This window comes from Rhodococcus sp. 114MFTsu3.1 (assembly GCF_000383555.1).
Taxonomy (GTDB): Bacteria; Actinomycetota; Actinomycetes; order Mycobacteriales; family Mycobacteriaceae; genus Rhodococcoides; species Rhodococcoides fascians_E.
Map to the genome: position 1 here is coordinate 86834 of NZ_KB911556.1, position 19345 is coordinate 106178.

The 19345-nt window shown below is 64.6% G+C and carries 23 protein-coding genes; 9 read left to right on the forward strand and 14 right to left on the reverse strand.

Annotated elements, in window-relative coordinates; translation table 11 throughout:
- Nucleotides 1–36 precede the first annotated feature (36 nt).
- Complete coding sequence (locus H292_RS0121030) at nucleotides 37–819, reverse strand: isoprenyl transferase (protein WP_019665474.1); 783 nt, start codon at nucleotides 817–819, stop codon at nucleotides 37–39.
- A 200-nt stretch (nucleotides 820–1019) separates the two neighbouring features.
- Here H292_RS0121030 and trhA point away from each other — a divergent pair, with 200 nt between their 5' ends.
- Complete coding sequence (gene trhA, locus H292_RS0121035) at nucleotides 1020–1685, forward strand: PAQR family membrane homeostasis protein TrhA (protein ID WP_019665475.1); 666 nt, start codon at nucleotides 1020–1022, stop codon at nucleotides 1683–1685.
- On the opposite strand, the gene H292_RS0121040 is transcribed toward trhA, so the two are convergent.
- The 3 genes from H292_RS0121040 to mca are packed head-to-tail and all read right to left on the reverse strand — an operon-like array spanning nucleotide 1682 to nucleotide 4820.
- Entirely contained in the window at nucleotides 1682–3691 is a 2010-nt protein-coding gene (locus H292_RS0121040) for a thioredoxin domain-containing protein (protein WP_020112647.1), read from the reverse strand. The genes trhA and H292_RS0121040 overlap by 4 nt on opposite strands.
- Nucleotides 3692–3693: 2 nt before the next feature.
- Nucleotides 3694–3945: a hypothetical protein gene (locus tag H292_RS0121045; RefSeq protein WP_019665477.1), complete on the reverse strand. Its 252-nt coding sequence runs from the start codon at nucleotides 3943–3945 to the stop codon at nucleotides 3694–3696.
- Nucleotides 3942–4820, reverse strand: a complete 879-nt coding sequence (gene mca, locus H292_RS0121050; RefSeq protein ID WP_026347855.1) for a mycothiol conjugate amidase Mca — start codon at nucleotides 4818–4820, stop codon at nucleotides 3942–3944. Before mca ends, H292_RS0121045 begins: the two co-directional genes overlap by 4 nt.
- Before the next feature lie 124 nt (nucleotides 4821–4944).
- On the opposite strand from mca, the gene H292_RS0121055 reads away from it, so the two are divergent.
- Both H292_RS0121055 and greA read left to right on the forward strand, forming a co-directional pair.
- Nucleotides 4945–5370, forward strand: a complete 426-nt coding sequence (locus H292_RS0121055; protein WP_020112648.1) for a DUF4307 domain-containing protein — start codon at nucleotides 4945–4947, stop codon at nucleotides 5368–5370.
- Between the two features lie 264 nt (nucleotides 5371–5634).
- Nucleotides 5635–6129, forward strand: coding sequence for a transcription elongation factor GreA (gene greA, locus H292_RS0121060; RefSeq protein ID WP_026347856.1), 495 nt, complete (start codon nucleotides 5635–5637; stop codon nucleotides 6127–6129).
- A 61-nt stretch (nucleotides 6130–6190) separates the two neighbouring features.
- Here the strand turns inward: greA and H292_RS0121065 are convergent, their stop codons facing one another.
- On the reverse strand, nucleotides 6191–6982 hold the full coding sequence (locus H292_RS0121065; protein WP_019665481.1) for an ABC transporter permease: 792 nt from the start codon (nucleotides 6980–6982) through the stop codon (nucleotides 6191–6193).
- The gene (locus tag H292_RS0121070) at nucleotides 6979–7947 is read right to left on the reverse strand and encodes an ATP-binding cassette domain-containing protein (RefSeq protein WP_026347857.1); all 969 of its coding nucleotides are present in this window, start codon (nucleotides 7945–7947) and stop codon (nucleotides 6979–6981) included. The genes H292_RS0121065 and H292_RS0121070 overlap by 4 nt, the downstream gene beginning before the upstream one ends.
- A 185-nt stretch (nucleotides 7948–8132) precedes the next feature.
- Between H292_RS0121070 and H292_RS0121075 the strand changes: the two genes are divergently transcribed.
- Nucleotides 8133–8507: a VOC family protein gene (locus H292_RS0121075; RefSeq protein ID WP_019665483.1), complete on the forward strand. Its 375-nt coding sequence runs from the start codon at nucleotides 8133–8135 to the stop codon at nucleotides 8505–8507.
- 26 nt (nucleotides 8508–8533) lie between these two features.
- On the opposite strand, the gene ilvA is transcribed toward H292_RS0121075, so the two are convergent.
- The gene (gene ilvA / locus H292_RS0121080; RefSeq protein ID WP_231383883.1) at nucleotides 8534–9691 is read right to left on the reverse strand and encodes a threonine ammonia-lyase; all 1158 of its coding nucleotides are present in this window, start codon (nucleotides 9689–9691) and stop codon (nucleotides 8534–8536) included.
- A gap of 59 nt (nucleotides 9692–9750) precedes the next feature.
- Nucleotides 9751–10899: an NAD(P)/FAD-dependent oxidoreductase gene (locus H292_RS0121085; protein WP_020112650.1), complete on the reverse strand. Its 1149-nt coding sequence runs from the start codon at nucleotides 10897–10899 to the stop codon at nucleotides 9751–9753.
- 75 nt (nucleotides 10900–10974) lie between these two features.
- Here H292_RS0121085 and H292_RS0121090 point away from each other — a divergent pair, with 75 nt between their 5' ends.
- Genes H292_RS0121090 through H292_RS0121110 form a run of 5 tightly spaced genes read left to right on the forward strand, consistent with a single transcriptional unit; the run spans nucleotide 10975 to nucleotide 13417 of the window.
- Nucleotides 10975–11418, forward strand: coding sequence for an Asp23/Gls24 family envelope stress response protein (locus H292_RS0121090; RefSeq protein WP_019665486.1), 444 nt, complete (start codon nucleotides 10975–10977; stop codon nucleotides 11416–11418).
- Nucleotides 11415–11738 (forward strand): hypothetical protein, encoded by a 324-nt coding sequence (locus H292_RS0121095; RefSeq protein ID WP_020112651.1) that lies wholly within the window; start codon nucleotides 11415–11417, stop codon nucleotides 11736–11738. Before H292_RS0121090 ends, H292_RS0121095 begins: the two co-directional genes overlap by 4 nt.
- Complete coding sequence (locus H292_RS0121100; protein ID WP_019665488.1) at nucleotides 11735–11914, forward strand: hypothetical protein; 180 nt, start codon at nucleotides 11735–11737, stop codon at nucleotides 11912–11914. The genes H292_RS0121095 and H292_RS0121100 overlap by 4 nt, the downstream gene beginning before the upstream one ends.
- A complete protein-coding gene (locus tag H292_RS0121105; protein WP_020112652.1) occupies nucleotides 11907–12881 on the forward strand; it encodes a DUF6286 domain-containing Asp23/Gls24 family envelope stress response protein in 975 nt (324 codons plus the stop codon). The genes H292_RS0121100 and H292_RS0121105 overlap by 8 nt, the downstream gene beginning before the upstream one ends.
- The gene (locus H292_RS0121110) at nucleotides 12878–13417 is read left to right on the forward strand and encodes a hypothetical protein (RefSeq protein ID WP_020112653.1); all 540 of its coding nucleotides are present in this window, start codon (nucleotides 12878–12880) and stop codon (nucleotides 13415–13417) included. The genes H292_RS0121105 and H292_RS0121110 overlap by 4 nt, the downstream gene beginning before the upstream one ends.
- A 171-nt stretch (nucleotides 13418–13588) precedes the next feature.
- Here H292_RS0121110 and tuf read toward each other — a convergent pair whose 3' ends face one another.
- The 6 genes from tuf to H292_RS0121140 all read right to left on the reverse strand — a co-directional run bounded on the left by tuf (nucleotide 13589) and on the right by H292_RS0121140 (nucleotide 19323).
- Nucleotides 13589–14779, reverse strand: a complete 1191-nt coding sequence (tuf, locus tag H292_RS0121115) for an elongation factor Tu (protein WP_019665491.1) — start codon at nucleotides 14777–14779, stop codon at nucleotides 13589–13591.
- Nucleotides 14780–14902: 123 nt separating this feature from the next.
- The gene (fusA, locus tag H292_RS0121120) at nucleotides 14903–17014 is read right to left on the reverse strand and encodes an elongation factor G (RefSeq protein WP_019665492.1); all 2112 of its coding nucleotides are present in this window, start codon (nucleotides 17012–17014) and stop codon (nucleotides 14903–14905) included.
- Between the two features lie 135 nt (nucleotides 17015–17149).
- The gene (gene rpsG, locus H292_RS0121125; protein WP_003941856.1) at nucleotides 17150–17620 is read right to left on the reverse strand and encodes a 30S ribosomal protein S7; all 471 of its coding nucleotides are present in this window, start codon (nucleotides 17618–17620) and stop codon (nucleotides 17150–17152) included.
- Nucleotides 17620–17994 (reverse strand): 30S ribosomal protein S12, encoded by a 375-nt coding sequence (gene rpsL, locus H292_RS0121130; RefSeq protein ID WP_008714048.1) that lies wholly within the window; start codon nucleotides 17992–17994, stop codon nucleotides 17620–17622. The genes rpsG and rpsL overlap by 1 nt, the downstream gene beginning before the upstream one ends.
- Before the next feature lie 301 nt (nucleotides 17995–18295).
- Nucleotides 18296–18814, reverse strand: coding sequence for a DUF3558 domain-containing protein (locus H292_RS0121135; RefSeq protein ID WP_020112654.1), 519 nt, complete (start codon nucleotides 18812–18814; stop codon nucleotides 18296–18298).
- Entirely contained in the window at nucleotides 18811–19323 is a 513-nt protein-coding gene (locus tag H292_RS0121140; protein WP_020112655.1) for a DUF3558 domain-containing protein, read from the reverse strand. The genes H292_RS0121135 and H292_RS0121140 overlap by 4 nt, the downstream gene beginning before the upstream one ends.
- Between the last annotated feature and the right edge of the window lie 22 nt (nucleotides 19324–19345).

The window sequence follows — 19345 nt, forward strand, 5'->3', positions numbered from 1 at the left end:
GCCTGCGGGGTGACCACGAGGCACATTTCCGCTCATCTAGATGCCGAAGCGGCGGTGCCGGGCGGCGTAGTCGCGCAGTGCGCGCAGGAAGTCGACGCGCCTGAATTCCGGCCAGTACGCCTCGGTGAACCAGATTTCCGAGTACGCGCTCTGCCACAGCAGAAACCCCGAGAGCCGCTGTTCGCCGGAGGTCCGGATCACCAGGTCCGGATCGGGCTGGCCCGATGTGTACAGGTGGGAGTCGATGCCGTCGACGTTGACCGAGCCGATGAGCTCTTCGCCGGTCAATCCCTCGGCGATCTTCTCGCTCAGCAGCGCTTGGACGGCGTCGGCGATCTCTTGTCTGCCGCCGTACCCGACTGCGACGTTGACGTGGGTTCCGGTCCGACCGGCCGTCAGTTCCGCGGCTTCCTTGAGACGACGTGCAGTTGCGGCCGGGAGAAGGTCGAGTGTTCCGACTATCTTCACGGTCCAGTTCTGTTCCGGGCCGGAAATTTCCTCGACGACGTCGGTGATGATCTCGAGCAGCGATTCCAACTCGTCGGGGTCGCGTCGAAGGTTCTCGGTAGACAACAGGTAGATCGTCGCCATCTCGATGCCTGCTGCGTCACACCAGCCCAGCATCTCGGCGATCTTCAAGGCCCCCATCCGGTGCCCGTGCGCGACGTCGGTGAAGCCGTTCTCTCGAGCCCAGCGGCGGTTGCCGTCGCACATCACAGCGACGTGGCGGGGATGCGCCACGTCGTCGAGTTGTGTCAGCAGGCGTCGCTCGTACACGTTGTAGAGGACGCTGCGCACCTTGGTCGGGAGAATCTTCACCGAGACATCACCACGGGGCACAACCTTACGCCCGGCAGGAGTGGAGCCTGCGGAATGACCCGGGAAGCAGGAGTGGAGCCTGCGGGATGACCGTCTCGTTCGACCGTGTCGAGCTACTCGCCGGTACAGTAGGCAGCGAACTTACGGTTGCGTAGGTTCTGCAGGGAGCGGATCTTGCGTTTCGAGTCGGAGGTGGGGCTATGACGATGTTCGGGATCGACGAGCTACCGGTCAAACCACGCATGCGCGGTTGGATCCATCTCTATGCGTTCGGAGTGGCGGTGGTGTCCGGCATCGTGTTGGTCACGTTGGCCTTCACACTGGTGTCGGTCGGCGCGGGGATCGCGACGGCCGTGTATGCGGTCACCGTTTGCGGCGTGTTCGGCGTCAGCGCTACCTACCACCGTGTCCACTGGGACAACCCGGCCCACCGTGTGTGGATGAAACGCGCCGACCATTCGATGATTTTCGTGTTCATCGCGGGCAGTTACACCCCGTTCGCGATACTGGGCCTACCGACGAGCACCGGCCGGACCCTGTTGATCATCGTCTGGCTGGGTGCTCTCGGCGGGGTTGCGCTGAAGATGTTGTGGCCGCAGGCGCCGCGGTGGGTCGGTGTTCCGCTCTACCTCATTCTGGGGTGGGCGATTGTCCCGGTCGCGCCGACGCTTATCGATCACGTCGGCTATGCACCGTTCGTTCTGCTGCTGGTCGGCGGCATTCTGTACAGCGTGGGAGCTGTTCTGTACGCCACGAAGTGGCCGAACCCGTGGCCGACGACATTCGGCCACCACGAGTTCTTCCACGCCGCTACGGTTCTCGCCGCGATCTGCCACCTCGTCGCGGTGTGGCTCGTGCTGTTCTAGCGGCGCAACGCCGCAACCAGTTCTTCCTCCGTCGTCACCGGTCTGTCACAGACGAACCCGCGGCACACGTAGGCTGCCTCGTTGCCGTCGACGGTCGGCCGGTCCGTGAGGAGCGGAGACGAATCGACGGCGCCTGCAACTATGGTGGTGCCGCCCGGTGCGTGTCTGCGAGCAACATCCAGCAGTCGACTGTCACCGTCGACCGATATCGCGACCTGCAGCGGACCGCGTACGGATGCCTCGGCTACGGCCAGCCAGTGCCCTGCCGACCGAGGCGCGCGTTCCATCACGACCGACGCCCGAGCCAGGCCCGCTGCCGCCAGGTCACCGTACGTGGCGGCGGACTCCGACGGCACGAGCGCTTCGATCGCGAGCAATGCCTCGGTGATGGTCGACGCGCCGGACGGGGTGGCGTTGTCGAGGGGGTCCCTGGGCCGGGTGACCAATGCTTCGGCGTCGTCGGCGGTGTCGAACCAGCTGCCGGGGTTGTCCGGGTCGGCGAAGTGCGCGATGGCTGCGTCGACGAGTCGGACGGCGCGTTCCAACCACACCGTGTCCCCGGTCGCGGACAGCAGCGACAGCGATCCGACGGCCATGCAGGCGTAGTCCTCGAGCACTCCGGCCGCCTCGCCCACGTGAGGTCCGAGCGATGCCCGACGCAGCCGGCCGTTCTCCTCGTGCCGGGCGAAGATCTGTTCGCCGCATTCGGCGGCGGCATCGACCCAGGTACTGCGTCCGAGTCCGGAGCCTGCCTCGGCGAGAGCGGTGATGGCCAGGCCGTTCCACGCGGTGATCACCTTGTTGTCGCGTCCCGGTTGTGGGCGCAGGTCACGAGCGGCCATCAGGGTTGCGCGCACTTGCTCGAAGCGTTCGGTGTCGTCGGGATCCTCCGGTAGTTGGAGCACCGACATGCCGGCCTCGAACGTGCCCGACGAGTCGACGGCGAACAGCCCCGCTGCCCAGACGCCGTCCTCGAAGCCGAGGGTTTCCACGAGTTGCTCGGGAGTCCACACGTACGTGAGACCCTCGACGCCTTCGGTGTCCGCGTCCAGCGCAGCGGCGAAACACCCCTGCTCGGTGCGCATCGCGCCGAGAACGAAAGCAGCGGTGGCGTCGGCTACCCGCGTTGCCAGCGCGTCACCGGTGACGCGGGCGAGGTGACCGTAGAACCTGAGCAGCAGGGCATTGTCGTAGAGCATCTTCTCGAAATGCGGAACGATCCACTCCGCATCGACGGCGTATCGCGCGAATCCGCCGCCGATCTGATCGTGAATCCCGCCGCGAGCCATCGCCGACGCGGTGCGCGTGACGGCGCCCCGCACCGACGTCGACCCGGTTCGCTCGTAGTGTCGGAGCAGACCTTCCAACAGCGAGCTCGGCGGGAATTTGGGCGCGCCACCGAATCCGCCTCTCTCTGCGTCCTCGTCGGCCAACACCGAGGACACTGCATCCGCGAGCAGGTCCGCGTCGACGGGTTTGCCCGACGCCGGGAGCCGGCCGGAGTTGTCCCGGAGGGCCTCGGTGATCGCGGCGGAGGCGTCGAACACCTCGGCGCGGCGGGTCGTCCAGGTGTCCGAGACTGCCTCGAGCAACTGTGTGAACGACGGGGTTCCCGCTCGCGGTCGGGGCGGGAAGTAGGTTCCGCAGTAGAACGGCTCGGCGTCCGGAGTGAGAAAGCATGTCATCGGCCAACCGCCCTGGCCGGTCATCGCGACGGTTGCGCTCATGTACACGGCATCCAGGTCGGGACGCTCTTCGCGATCGACCTTGATGCAGACGAAGTTCGCGTTCATCGACGCGGCCGTCTCGGCATCTTCGAACGATTCGTGTGCCATGACGTGGCACCAGTGGCACGCCGAGTACCCGATGGACAGCAGGATCGGGACGTCGCGCTCGCGGGCGGACTCCAACGCCTCCGTCGTCCACTCCTGCCAGTGCACCGGATTGTCCGCGTGCTGACGCAGGTAGGGGCTGGTGGACCTGTCGAGCGCGTTGGCCCCGAGCACGATCAGCTCTCGCCGGGCTTGGTCTCGCGTGCCTCTTCGCGTACGGCGCCGCGGTCCGTGCCTTCGTCGAGCGCCTGGTCCGGCCCCGGATCGTCCTTTTCGAAGGACTCGGGCAGCTTCTTGATCTGTTTGTTCATCGACCAGATCAGCAACGCTGTTCCCACGAGCAGGGCGACGATGATGACCAGGCCGACGGGCGAGGATTTACCGAACTCCGGGCCTGGGGCGCCCTGCGCCAGCAGCGACACGATCATGTGGCGGTCTCCGGATCGATCCCGGCGAAGAGCTCGGTCTCCGGGATGGACGTCTTGACGCGGGTGCGAGCGAGCTCGTACTCCTCCGTCGGCCACAGCTTGCGCTGCACCTCGATCGGCACGGCGAAGAACGATCCGTTGGGATCGATCTGTGTTGCGTGCGCGCGCAGTGCGTCGTCCCGCTGCTCGAAGTAGTCGCCGACGGTGACCTGCGTGGTGATGCGTTCCATGATCTCGTCGCGGTCCGTGGTCCACCTCTTCAGCCAGTCGACGAAGGGGCTTTCCTCACCGCGGTCGATGAACCAATCGTGGAAGAGCTGCATCTTCTTCCGCAGAAATCCGTGGGAGTAGTACAGCTTCAACGGCGTCCAGGGTTCGCCGGCGTCGGGGAACTTGCTGGGATCACCCGCTGCCTCGTACGCCGCGACCGACACCTCGTGGCACCGGATGTGGTCCGGGTGCGGGTAGCCGCCCTTCTCGTCGTAGGTCGTGATGACGTGGGGTTTGAATTCGCGAACTACTTTGACAAGCGCTTCGGTGGATTCCTCGAGCGGCACCAGTGCGAAGCATCCCTCGGGAAGCGGCGGTAGTGGATCACCCTCGGGCAGGCCGGAGTCGACGTAGCCGAGCCACGTCTGCCGGACGCCGAGAATGCGAGCGGCCTCGGCCATCTCCTCCCGCCGAACTTCGTTGATTCGGTCCTTGACACCCGGAATGTCCATCGCGGGGTTGAGAATGTCGCCGCGCTCGCCGCCGGTGAGGGTGACGATCAGGACGTCGTTACCTTCGGCTGCGTACCGAGCCGTCGTTGCGGCACCCTTGCTCGACTCGTCGTCGGGATGGGCGTGCACCGCCATGAGCCGTAGTCCGGACACGTTCTTTCCTCACCTCAGCTTCACCGGAAACTTATCCTCCCCCTATAGTTCCACTTGGCGCCGACGCTGCACGCACCGGCTGCCGCAAGGAAATCGACGGTTCCCCCTCGAAAGCGACGTTCCCATGACTGCCACCCTTCCCGAAGGCCGCTACCCGGCGTCCAGCTCGCGGCGGGGAGTGGCACCCCGGACGAGAAATCTTCTGCTCGTCGTGGCCGTGGTGGTCGGGCTCGTGGTCGCATACCTCGCGTACCAGCGATTCGCGGTGCAGGACGTCGAGGGCAAGGCGTTGACGTTCGATCTGGTGGACGACGAGACCATCTCCATCAGCTTCAGCGTCACCCGGGCGGACCCGGAGCAGGAAGCTGTTTGCATCGTTCGAGCGCGTTCTCGCGACGGCTCGGAAACCGGCCGCCGCGAGGTCTTCGTACCGGGTTCCTCGGATCAGGAGGTCCAGGTGACCACCGTTCTGCGCACATCGCAGCCTCCTGCCGTCGGTGACGTGTACGGATGCAGCACGAATGTTCCCGAGTATTTACGGGCAGGCTGACCTCCCGCCGTCTCGTGGTAAGATAGGCCTGTACACGGTTCCGCACTGGAACCGTGTATTGCTGCATTGACGGCCCTTCAGGCCTGCGGGGTTGCCGAGTTGGCCCTGCACGACGCCGACAGCGACCGCTGGAGCAGCCGGCTCAGGCAGTGGGCCGCACCAGGGGGATCCGCCCAATTCCAGGGGGACCCGCCTAGAGGCATGCCCTCCGTCAGCAACAGACCGGGAGTCCACCGCGACTTCGACTACAAGGGAGTGATCGAGATGACCGAGACCCAGGTGACCTGGCTTACCCAGGAATCCCACGACAGGCTCAAGAGCGAACTCGACCAACTCATTTCCAATCGCCCGGTCATCGCCGCCGAGATCAACGAGCGACGCGAAGAGGGCGATCTGAAGGAGAACGGCGGCTACCACGCTGCACGCGAGGAGCAGGGTCAGCAGGAAGCTCGTATCCGGCAGCTGCAGGAGCTGCTCAACTCGGCGAAGGTCGGCGAGGCGCCCACTCAGTCCGGTGTGGCACTGCCCGGATCCGTCGTCAAGGTCTACTACGACGGTGACGAGTCCGATACCGAGACGTTCCTCATCGCCACCCGTGAAGAGGGTGCCCGCGACGGCAAGCTCGAGGTCTACTCCCCCAGCTCGCCGCTGGGTGGCGCTCTCATCGACGCCAAGGTCGGCGACACTCGCGAATACGCTCTGCCGAACGGCAAGACCATGAAGGTCACGCTGCTCAGTGCCGAGCCGTACCACACCTAAGAGTCGACGTACGAGAAAGCCCCCGACCGTTCGTGGTCGGGGGCTTTCTCGTGTCTCGGTCTCAGGCGGTGAGAGTTCTCTCGTACTTGCGCACCGACAGCGGCACGAAGATGACGAGGAACAGCACAACCCAGATGAGCGTGTACAGAATCGGGTTCTGCAGTGGCCAGGCTTCCGGCGGTGGGGCGAGCGGGTTGGTGTTGCCGAACAGCTCGCGTACGGCGAGAGCCACCGAGGAGATCGGGTTCCACTCCGCGATGGTCTTGAGGACCGTCGGGAAGCCTTCGATGGGTACGAACGTGTTCGCGATGAACGTCAACGGGAAGATCACGATGAACGACGCGTTGTTGAAGATCTCCGGCGATCGGACGGTCAATCCGACGAATGCCATCACCCACGAGATGGAGTACGCGAACAGCAGCAGCAAGACGTAGCCGGCGACGGCTTCGAGGAACGACGACGTGATGCGCCACCCGACGATCAAACCGGTGATGGACATGATGGTGATCGTCACGATGTTGTTGCCGACATCCGCTGCGGTTCTACCGATCACGACGGCGGACCGTGCCATCGGCAGGGACCGGAACCTGTCCATCACGCCCTTCTGCAGATCCTCGGCGAGCGAGGACCCGGTGATGGATGCACCGAAGATCATGGTCTGCACGAAGATGCCGCCCATGAGGAAGCTCTTGTAGTCGACGCCGGGGATGTCGATGGCGCTTCCGAACACGTACGCGAACAGCAACACGAACATGATCGGTGACAGCGTCGCGAAGAACAGTAGATCCGGAACTCGCTTGAGCTTGATCAGGTTCCGTTTGGTGATGATGAGGGAATCGCGCAGCACGCTCATTTCTCTTCCTCCACTGCTTGTTCGTCCTCGGCGGCGCGGCCGGTGAGGGTGAGAAAAACGTCGTCGAGATTCGGCCGTCGTAGCCCGACGTCGACGACGTGGATGTCGGCTTCCTTGAGTGCGACGAGAGCGGTCGTCAGATCGTCGGCTCCGCCGCTGACCGGCATGCCGAGTCGCCGGGTCTGCGCGTCGTACGACGGCGCGTCGAGGCCGATGGGCGTGAGGATCTCGAGCGCCCGGTCCTTCTGCGATTCGTCGGTGAGGACGAATTCGAGGCGTTCACCACCGACCTGCGCCTTGAGCTGATCCGCTGTGCCCTCGGCGATGATCGACCCCTTGTCGAGGACGATGATCCGATCGGCGAGGCGGTCCGCTTCTTCGAGGTACTGCGTCGTCAGCAGAATCGTCGTACCGTCCTTGACGAGGTCGGAGATGAAGTCCCACATGGCCATTCGACTTCGAGGGTCGAGGCCTGTCGTCGGCTCGTCGAGGAACACCACCTTCGGCCTGCCGATGAGGCTGGCCGCGATGTCGAGGCGACGACGCATACCGCCGGAGTACTGCTTCGCGGTGCGGTCACGTGCGTATTCCAGATCGAAGCGCGCGAGCAACTGGTCCGCCCGTGTCTTCGCTTCCGACTTCTTCAGGCCGAACAGCCTGCCCACCATCTCCAGGTTCTCGTACCCGGTCAGGTATTCGTCGACGGCCGCGAACTGTCCCGTCAGCCCGATGGTGTTACGGACCTCGTTCGGGTTGTCGCCGACGTCGATTCCATGCACCCGCGCGGACCCGGACGTCGCTTTCAGGAGGGTCGCGAGAATGCGGACCGCCGTCGTCTTCCCCGCCCCGTTGGGTCCGAGGACGCCCAGAACCGTGCCCTCCGGCACGGAGAAACTGATTCCGTTCAGCGCCGTGTTCTTGCCGTACTCGAGTACCAAATTCTCGACTTCGATGGCGTTCGCCATGATCTGTTCCCCATTCATTTGGTGCTTACGTACTGCAGACTCGATGCCCGACGAGAACTCATCGGCCCTCCCGAGAACCGACGACGGAGATCCTACGTGCAGCCACCGACAATCTCTTGCTTCGCCGCCGTGACTCGCGTTAGTCTCGCACCTGCGCCCCCGATGGGCCTAGCAGAAGGCACACCATGTCGATCACGTTCGATCACACCATCATTGCCACTACCGACACACGGTCGACCGCAGAGTTCTACGTCGACGTTCTCGAAGCGAAACACGCCCCGTCCTGGGGTCCGTTCGTCAACATCACTCTCGACGATTCGGTGATGCTCCAATTCGCGACTCCACCGATCGATTACCACCCTCAGCATTACGCATTTCTGGTCGACGACGCACTGTTCGACCGGGCGTACGCCCGTCTCCGGGAGCGCGGCGCCCCACACTGGGCGGATCCGCAACGGACCCGTCCGGGTGAAACCAACACCGAGCACGGCGGACGAGGAGTGTATTTCCTCGATCCGGGCGGGAACTACCTCGAGATCATCACGAAGCGCTATTTCTGACCGGACCGGGAGTACCCGCGTCGCGCCTAGGACGAGATGTCGACGGCGAATCCCGCGGCGCCGAGTGCGTCGAGGACGTCCTGGCGATGTGCCGGGCCGCGGGTTTCGACGGTGAGCATGACATCGACTTCCTCGAGTCCCAGCTGACCGCCGGTGCGGGAGTGAACGACGTCGACGACGCTCGCGCCGACTCCCTTGACGACGTCGAGGAGCCCGATCAGTCCGCCAGGCCTGTCCGAAATGGTGACGCGGACAGCGAGATAGCGTCCTGCGGCTCGCAATCCGTGGGTGATGACGTGGGTCAGCAGAAGGGGGTCGATGTTGCCGCCGGACAGGATGGCACACACCGGTCCGTCCAGCCGGAGGTCCTGCCTGGTCATCAGCGCGGCAACGGCGGCGGCGCCCGCGGGCTCGACGATCAGCTTCGCCCGTTCGATGCAGAGCAGCAGCGCTCGGGACAGCGCGTCTTCGGAGACGGTCACGATCTCGTCGACGCGGTCCACCACGTGGTCGAACGGAACGCTACCGGGTAGGCCGACGGCGATACCGTCGGCCATCGTCGACATCGACTGTGCGGCAACGGGATACCCGGCTTTCAGCGACACCGGCCAGGCGGCGGCGCCTTCGGCTTGCACGCCGACGACGCGAACGTTCGGCTTGTGCAGGTGAACCGCGGCTGCGACGCCTGCCAGCAATCCACCGCCGCCCGTCGGAACGACGATGGTGCCGACGTCGGGCATCTGACGAAGTAGCTCGGTCCCCAGAGTTGCTTGTCCCGCAACGATGTCCGCGTGGTCGAACGGGTGGATCAGCACGGCGCCGGTGCGAGCGGCGAATTCGTGCGCGTGCATGAGCGCTTCGTCGACCGTGCGGCCGGTCAGGTGGACGTCCGCGCCGTAGGCCTTGGTGGCGACGAGCTTCGGCAACGAGACGCCGGTAGGCATGAAGACCGTCGACGTCGTACCCAGCTGCGTCGCAGCCCAGGCGACACCTTGCGCGTGGTTGCCCGCGCTGGCGGCCACTACACCGTGTGCGCGTTCCTCCGGTGAGAGCCGTGCTATGCGGTTGTACGCTCCGCGGGGCTTGAAAGAGCCTGTGCGTTGCAGATTCTCGCATTTGAGTCGCACTTCGTGCCCGGTCGTATCGGACAGAATCCGTGACGCCACGACAGGGGTTCTTCGCATGACCGGCTCGAGCAATTCCTCGGCGTCGGCGATGTCCGACGCCGTCAGCAGCGCACCGCTCACGTGGGCTGACCGATCTTCGCACGCATCTTCATCACTGCTCCTGCCATACCGGCGCCGACCACGGCCGTAAGAATTCCGTCACGGACGTAGTATGCCAGGAATTTTCTGCCGTCGTCCTCGACGATCTCGACGGAATCATCGGCGGATGGGCTGCCCAACGCCTGGATCTTGACGTCGTACTGATCACTCCAGAAGTACGGAACGACAGGCCGAGGTGCGGCCGCCGGTTCCTTGCCCAGTAGAGCCGGAACCATGACGCGAACCTGGTCACCGACATTGCTCCAGTGCTCGACCCGTCGGCGACCGTGCTGCGGGTGATCCCAGGCTGCGACGTCGCCGACCGCCCAGACGCCCAGGACATCGGTGCGCCCGTACGCGTCGGCAACGACGCCGTTGTCGACGGTGACTCCCGACGCCTCCAGCACCTCGACCACCGGTGTCGACCCGATTCCGATCACCACCAGGTCTGCCTCGACTTCGGTTCCGTCGCTCAGCACGACGTGCGTGACCCGGTCCGTTCCGCGCAGAGTGTCGACGCCGACTCCGGTGCGCACCGTCACGCCCTCGTCGCGGTGAAGCCTCGACACCAGCTCGCCGACCTCGGAGCCGAGGACCGACGCGAGAGGGGTGGCTTGCGGCTCGACGAGCGTGACATCGACGCCGAGGTGCCGTAGGCCTGCGGCGACCTCGCACCCGACGAATCCGGCCCCCACCACGACGGCGCGTGCGGCAGCAGAGGCGTCACGGCGCAACGACTCGGCGTCGTCGCGGCTGCGAAGGACGTGCACTCCGTGCAGGTCCGGCAACGACGGCACCCGTCTCGGCCGTAGGCCCGTCGCGATCACCAGCTGGTCGTAAGGGAGCGTCGAGCCGTCGGCCAGCTCGAGCGTCGTGTTCTCGGTATCCACTCGGACCGCTGCCACACCCAACCGCAGCTCGATGCGGTTCTCGGCGAAGTACTCCTCGCTTTCGAAGGTGGTGTCCTCCCGCTCCCCGCGGATCACCTCCTTCGACAGCGGCGGCCTGTCGTACGGAAGGTGCGGTTCGTCTCCGACGAGCACAAGACCGCCGTCGTACCCCTGTTTGCGCAGTTCCTGAGCCGTACGTAATCCGCCGAGGCCTGCTCCTACGATCACGATCGTCATGGGGAGATCTCTACCAGAGAACGAACTCCGTCCACTGAGCAACGGAGGCTCGGTTGCGCGTCTACGATCGAGACCATGACCACAGACCCCAGCTTCGCGGCCGCCAGTTCGGCCGCGCTGACCACCACGCAGGGTCGAACGATCATCGCCGACGCGGTCGTCGCGAAGATCGCCGGAATCGCGACGCGTGAGATCGACGGCGTCCACGACGTCGGTGGCGGAACCGCTCGGGTCGTCGGTGCGCTCCGGGACCGCATCCCCGGCGCCCGCGTCAACCACAGCCAGGGCGTCGCCGTCGAGGTCGGTGAGAAACAGGCTGCCATCGACATCGGCATCGTCGCCGAGTACGGCGTCGCATTGCACGAACTCGCGGCAGGCATCCGACGCAACGTCATCACCGCCGTCGAGCGGATGACGGGCCTCGAGGTCACCGAAGTGAACATCACCGTCTACGACGTCATCCTGTTCGACGAGCTCGAGACCGGCGTGGACCCGGACATCGCACCTCGGGTCCAGTGAGCGCCGAAGCGGATTACCAGCTCGCCGACGCCATCGCCGCCGCCGCGACGACCGTGTCCGGTGTAGCAGGCCTGCACGCCGGGGAGTTCGGCGAGATCGCGACCTATCTGCCCGGCAGAAAGGTCGTCGGTGTCCGCGTCGACGACGAGCGGTGCGAAGTGCACATCACCGCCGAATACCCGTCCGACGTACACGGCGTCGCCCGCGGAGTCCAGGCAGCGATCGGGCAGCTGGTGTCGGTACCCGTCGCGGTCGTCGTCGAGGACATCGATTCAGGGGACATCGATTCAGGGGACATCGATTCAGGGGAGAGTTCATGAGTTACACCGTCGTCGGACTGCTCACCGGTCTGCTGCTCGCTCTCGCCGGGATCATCGGCGGGTTCAGCGGATTCGTGCTCGCACTGTTCCTCGGCGCGGTCGGGTTGGCTGTCGGCGCTCACTTCGACGGTCGCCTCGATCTGACGTCCCTGCTGCGCAGCCGCGGCCGTGGCTGACGGCGGCAAGGACGTAGCGACCCCGAGTGTCGATCCGGACTTCGTGGCCGAGGAGGTCCCGGGAACCGGCGGCCCCGGCACGCTGGTCATCAAGGAGCGCGCCGTCTCCCGTGTCGCGGTCGCCGCGGCGCTGACCGTTCCTGCGGTCGTACGGCAGGTCGGCGGGATGTCGAAGCTGACCGGACGTGAACTGCCGCGTGCGGATGTGTCCGTCGGCGAGCATTCGGTGTCGGTCAACCTGTACGTGGCACTGGCCTGGCCCTGCCGGATCGCCGACGCCGGGGCTGCGATCGCCGAGAAGGTCGGACGCGCGTTGAACGACATCATCGGTCTGCCGCTGCATCAGCTCAACGTTCTGGTGGTCGGTACGTCGCCCGCTGGTTCGCCTGAACCGTCTGCGCCGTCCGACGCTGCTGCGTTTCGTCCGAGGCCCCCGACGGCGAGCCCGGCCGCTGTACCGGTCGCTCTTGTCCTGTCGCTCGTTCTGCTCGGTGTCGCCTTCGTCGCCGGACGAGAGTTCCTGATCGCGCACGACACCATCGACGGCTCACCGTGGATCGCCAACGCCGTGAACTGGATCGCGGAGTTGCATTGGCAGCCATGGATGATCGGTGCGGCGGCTGCCTGCGTCGTGGTGGGTGCGATACTCGTCGTTCTCGGTCTGAAGCCGCGGACGAAAACTCACACGGGCGCCGGGTCGAAGGCGTCGCAGTATCCGATGGTGTGGTTGCGTCCCACCGACGTCGCCCGGATCTGTAGCGATCATGCAGGCTCGGTGCCCGGCGTGGATTCCGCGCGGACCACCGTGACGCCGAAGCGGGTGACCGTCGACGTGCATCGTGCCGCCGGCAGTACCAACGGTTCCACCGCTGCGGTCGAATCCGTCCGCGCTGCAGTGGAACCCACAATCGCATTGCTGGCCGACACGAGGACCGTCCGCGTCCGAGTGAAGGAGAGCAAGGCGTGAAGCGCGCGACAACGTTGATCGATCGCCTGTTGGTCACGCTTCTCGGCGTCGCACTCGTCGGCGCAGGGGCGTTCGCGGTCGCGTGGTACTACGACGTTCCGTTCGCCGTGGAGTCCCTGTCCAGATTCGACCGTGACGTCTTCGCGGCGTTGCCTGCGCAATCGTGGTGGGAGGCCGCACTGGCCGCGACCGCCGTCGTCGGCACACTCGTCGGCGTCGCGCTCCTGATCGGGAACCTCTCCCCCAGAAGAACAGGCACCGTCGAGATCTCGACGAGCGAATCTCATTCCCTACGAATCGACCTGGGCGCGTTGGCCCGTGGCATTGCCGCGGACCTCGCCGACTTCCCCGGCGTCGAATCGGCCCGGGGTCGAGCCATCGACGATCGCGGCACCCCGACGTTGGCCGTCACGGTGCAGACTTCACCGGGCATCGACATCGAGGCATTCACTCGTACTGCCGAAGAGCGCGCCGTATACCTCGCCGGCGCAGTCGAGGGCAGCGACGTAGCCCTACGGGTACAGCTGCACGTCTGAGTGCGCAGCTGCACCCCAGGGGACGGCTGCTACTCGCACAGTTTCCAGTTCCTCGCTCATGTTGCATCCTGTGCGGGGGCCTGCAACCTGTGCGAAACGCCCCTTGGCACAACGAAAAGCGGCACCCACCCGAAGGTGAGTGCCGCTCTCGGTGTTGCTGGTGAAACTAGATCACTTGATGATCTTGGTGACGCGACCGGCGCCGACGGTACGACCGCCCTCGCGGATAGCGAAACGCAGGCCCTCGTCCATGGCGACCGGCTGGATCAGCGTGACGGACATCTCGGTGTTGTCACCGGGCATGACCATCTCGGTGCCCTCGGGGAGGGTGACGACGCCCGTAACGTCCGTGGTACGGAAGTAGAACTGCGGGCGGTAGTTGTTGAAGAACGGCGTGTGGCGGCCGCCTTCGTCCTTGGACAGGATGTAAGCGTTGCCCTCGAACTCCGTGTGGGGAGTCGTGGTGCCCGGCTTGATGATGACCTGTCCACGCTCGACGTCTTCGCGCTTGATGCCACGAACGAGGAGGCCGACGTTGTCGCCTGCCTGGCCCGAGTCGAGCAGCTTGCGGAACATCTCGATGCCGGTGACCGTGGTCTTGGTCGAGCCGGGACGGATGCCGACGATCTCGACCTCTTCGTTGACGTTGATCGCGCCACGCTCGATACGACCGGTGACGACGGTTCCACGACCGGTGATCGTGAAGACGTCCTCGACGGGCATGAGGAACGGCTTGTCGGTCTCACGGACGGGGTCCGGGATGGAGTCGTCGACAGCCTGCATGAGCTCTGCAACGCTCTCGGCCCACTTCGGGTCACCCTCGAGTGCCTTCAGTGCGGAGACCTTGACGACCGGTGCGTCCTCGTCGAAGTCCTGCGCAGCGAGGAGCTCGCGGACCTCCATCTCGACGAGCTCGATGATCTCGTCGTCGTCGACCATGTCGGCCTTGTTGAGGGCGACGAGGATGTACGGAACGCCGACCTGCTTGGCGAGGAGCACGTGCTCACGCGTCTGCGGCATCGGGCCGTCCGTAGCTGCCACGACCAGGATTGCGCCGTCCATCTGGGCAGCACCGGTGATCATGTTCTTGATGTAGTCGGCGTGTCCCGGAGCGTCGACGTGCGCGTAGTGGCGCTTGTCGGTCTGGTACTCGACGTGGGAGATGTTGATCGTGATACCACGAGCCTTCTCCTCAGGCGCCTTGTCGATCTCGTCGAAGGCCGAGGCCTCGTTGAGGTCCGGGAACTTGTCGTGCAGAACCTTGGTGATTGCTGCCGTCAGCGTCGTCTTGCCGTGGTCAACGTGACCGATGGTCCCGATGTTGACGTGCGGCTTCGTCCGCTCGAACTTCGCCTTCGCCACTGTGTGTCCTCCTGGACTGTTGGTGCTTGCTTGAAATGCAGCAGTGCGGTTGTCTCGTACAGCTCTTTTGAGCTGCATGGTCGTGCGGTGTTACGGATCCAGCGTGTCCAGCTCGGGAGAGATCTACTCTCCGGTCGCCTTCGCGATGATTTCCTTCGCGACGTTCGCAGGAACCTCGGCGTAGGAATCGAACACCATGGAGTAGTTAGCGCGGCCCTGAGTCTTCGACCGAAGGTCTCCGATGTAGCCGAACATCTCCGACAGCGGAACCTGTGCCTTGACGACACGAGCGCCGCTACGTTCCTCCATGGCCTGAATCTGACCACGGCGGGAGTTCAGGTCGCCGATGACCTCACCCATGTAATCCTCGGGGGTCGTGACCTCGACGGCCATGACGGGCTCGAGAATGACCGGGCTGGCCTTCTTGGCGGCTTCCTTGAACGCTTGTGAGCCGGCGACCTTGAAGGCCATTTCCGACGAGTCGACGTCGTGGTATGCACCGTCGAGCAGTGTGACCTTGACGTTGACGAGCGGGTATCCGGCGAGGACACCGTACTGCATGGCGTCCTGAGCTCCGGCGTCCACCGAAGGGATGTACTCCCTCGGCACACGACCACCGGTGACCTTGTTCTCGAACTCGTAGGTCGCACCGTCTTCGCCCTCGAAAGGCTCGAGACTGATGATGACCTTCGCGAACTGGCCGGAGCCACCGGTCTGCTTCTTGTGGGTGTAGTCGAGCTTTTCGACCTTCTTGCGAATGGTCTCGCGGTACGCAACCTGCGGCTTACCGACGTTGGCCTCGACCTTGAACTCACGCTTCATACGGTCGACCAGGATGTCGAGGTGGAGCTCGCCCATGCCGCCGATGACGGTCTGGCCGGTGTCCTCGTCCAGCTTCACCGAGAAGGTGGGATCCTCTTCGGCGAGCTTCTGGATGGCTGTTCCCAGCTTCTCCTGGTCGGACTTGGTCTTGGGCTCGATGGAGACCTCGATGACCGGGTCCGGGAAGGTCATCGACTCGAGGATCACCTGGTTCTGCGGATCGCAGAGGGTGTCACCCGTCGTCGTGTCCTTCAGACCGATCACGGCGTAGATGTGACCTGCCGAAGCGGTCGCGATCGCGTTCTCCTTGTTGGAGTGCATCTGGAAGAGCTTGCCCAGACGCTCCTTCTTGCCCTTGGTCGAGTTGATGACCTGAGCGCCGGAGTCGACCTTGCCCGAGTACACGCGGACGTAGGTCAGCTTGCCGAAGAAGGGGTGGGTCGCGATCTTGAACGCGAGAGCCGAGAACGGCTCGTCGGCAGACGGCTTACGGAGGAGGAGTTCCTCTTCGTTGCCGGGTGCGTGACCCTGGACCGACTCGACGTCGAGAGGCGACGGGAGGTAGTCGATGACCGCGTCGAGCATGGGCTGAACGCCCTTGTTCTTGAACGCGGAGCCACAGAGAACCGGGTACAGCTCGCTGTTGACGGTCATCTTGCGGATGGCGCCCTTGATCTCGTCGATCGAGAGCTCTTCGCCACCGAAGAACTTCTCCAGCAGAGCTTCGTCGGACTCGGCGACGATCTCGAGGAGTTCCTGGCGGTACTGCTCCGCCTTCTCCTGGAGGTCGGCCGGGATGTCCTGAACCTCGTACTTCTCACCGAGCTTGGTCTCACCGCTCCAGACCTTCGCCTTCATCTCGACGAGGTCGACGATGCCTTCGAAGTCGTTCTCGGCGCCGATGGGCAGCTGGATGACCAGCGGCTTGGCTCCGAGGCGGTCCTTGATGGTCTGCACGGTGAAGTAGAAGTCAGCGCCCAGCTTGTCCATCTTGTTGACGAAGCAGATGCGCGGGACGTCGTACTTGTCGGCCTGACGCCAGACCTGCTCCGACTGCGGCTCGACGCCTTCCTTGCCGTCGAACACTGCGACGGCGCCGTCGAGAACACGCAGCGAACGCTCGACCTCGACGGTGAAGTCGACGTGTCCGGGCGTATCGATGATGTTGATCTGGTTGTCGTTCCAGAAGCACGTCGTGGCAGCAGAGGTGATCGTGATGCCACGCTCCTGCTCCTGCTCCATCCAGTCCATCGTGGCTGCGCCGTCGTGGACCTCACCGATCTTGTACGAGATACCGGTGTAGAAGAGGATGCGTTCGGTAGTGGTGGTTTTACCAGCATCGATGTGGGCCATGATGCCGATGTTGCGGACCTTGTTGAGGTCTGTCAGCACGTCCTGTGCCACGGAATTCATCCCGCCTTGTAAGTCGAAGAAGTGGGACTGGGCCAGCTTGTCACCAGTATGTGAACGGTGAGCCGGGCCGGACCAGGTACTCGGTACAACGCCGGAAAGGTGCGGAAAGTTTCACCGCACCCTCCCGGCCGGAAGTCACCAGCGGTAGTGCGCGAACGCCTTGTTGGCTTCAGCCATCTTGTGCGTGTCCTCGCGACGCTTCACAGCGGCACCGAGGCCGTTGCTGGCGTCGAGAAGCTCGTTGGCCAGACGCTCGACCATGGTCTTCTCACGACGAGCGCGCGAGAAGGTGACCAGCCAGCGCAGTGCCAGCGTGGTCGAGCGACCGGGGCGAACCTCGACGGGGACCTGGTAGGTCGCGCCACCGACGCGACGGCTGCGAACCTCGAGGGCCGGCTTGACGTTGTCGAGTGCACGCTTGAGCGTGACGACGGGGTCGGTGCCGGTCTTCTCACGAGCCTGCTCGAGAGCCTGGTAGACGATGCGCTCGGCGGTGGACTTCTTGCCGTCGAGAAGGATCTTGTTGACGAGCTGCGTGACCAACGGGGATCCGTAGACCGGGTCGTTGATCAGCGGCCGCTTGGGTGCTGGGCCCTTGCGTGGCATTAGCTCTTCTCCTTCTTGGCGCCGTAGCGGCTGCGAGCCTGCTTGCGGTTCTTGACACCCTGGGTGTCGAGCGAGCCGCGGATGATCTTGTAACGCACACCCGGGAGGTCCTTCACACGACCACCGCGAACGAGCACCATGGAGTGCTCCTGCAGGTTGTGGCCCTCACCGGGGATGTAGGCGGTGACCTCTACCGAGCTGGTCAAGCGCACACGCGCGACCTTACGCAGAGCAGAGTTCGGCTTCTTCGGAGTGGTGGTGTACACGCGAGTGCACACACCACGACGCTGGGGACTGCCCTTGAGGGCAGCGGTCTTCAGCTTCGCAACCTTGTCGGTGCGACCCTTGCGGACCAGCTGGTTGATAGTTGGCATGAACCGGCTTTCTTTGTGTCGCGAGTCTTCTTCTCGAAAGACCCAGGGATCTAGCAGTTGGAGCAAGAGAACACTGCTCCTCACCCGTACTACTGTCGTTCTTGTACTGCATACCGCGGGTCTCTTGCACCCCGCGGTCGGGTGTGTCGCATACCCCCACACGGCAGCCGCATCGCACGCTCGGAACTGAACATGAGCACGGCTGTACCTCGCATAGGCACACAGACGGACCGGCCAGGCCGGACACGACCCATAACGATACCCGGCGGCGCGCCTTCGGGTCAAAACGGGCCCCGCCGTGCTACCGACTCAGATTGATCGTCAGATCCATCAGCGTCGTCGCAGCCTCACACGGATCAGGCGCGCCCGATCCAGGCAGGTACTGCACCCACCATCCGACCACTCCGGAGTCCGGAGACCCGGCCGTGACACCGCAGGACGTCGGCTCGTTCGGCGGCTGGGTTCGAATTGCCTTGCGGCCCTGCACGGTTATGTCCTGGACCAGGTACATCATCTTCTCGTTGGCCTCTCGCTCGGCGTCGAGCGAGCCGTTCTCGAACCAGTTGAACGTCACCTTCACGATGCCGTTGGGACCGGCCACGTCCCACCGGCAGATCGCCCCGAAGAAACCGCGAGCGATGGCGTCGCCACCCACCGTCGCGGCGATTCGATCGTCGGCGACGGCGTCGCATTCGGTCAGGAGATCTCGGAACTCCGTGTCGCCGCCGCTGTCGAACGTTTCGGGTGTCGCGGTGCCCTGAACCGTCGTACCGCATCCCGCCAGCACCACGACGAGCGCGGACATCCACAGCCGTTTCACTGCGCGCGCTCCACGGTGAGGGTTGCCAATCGAGTGGCGACGTCGCACGGATCGGACGACGGCGGCTGGTCGCCGTACGTAACCGACCAGTGCATGAAATCCTTCCCGAACTGAACCCCGACCTCGCACAGGTAGTCGTCCGTGGCCGCGGAGAAACCAGGGTTCCCGTCGATCTCGATGTCGTCGGCGGGTCGACCGATCAGCTCGGACCCGGACCGCTCCCGATCGATGGGGCTGCCGCGGTACCAGGAGAAACTCACCGAAGGGCCGGTGCTGCCCGCGACCTCCCATTCGCACCCCACCGAATTCCTGGTGATCATCGTGAATGCCGGCACGGCGAAGGTACTCAGAACTTCGTCGTCGTTCACCGAACCGCACTGCCCGAAGAACGGACCGGCCTCCCCCGGCGACGCCGACGTGGAGTTCTGCTGCGGCGAGGCGTCGTCACCCGTTCCGCATCCGGCCAGAACGGCAGACAGCACACCCAGGAGAATCACCGTCCGCCGCATGGTCTTCAGACCCTACCCAGTC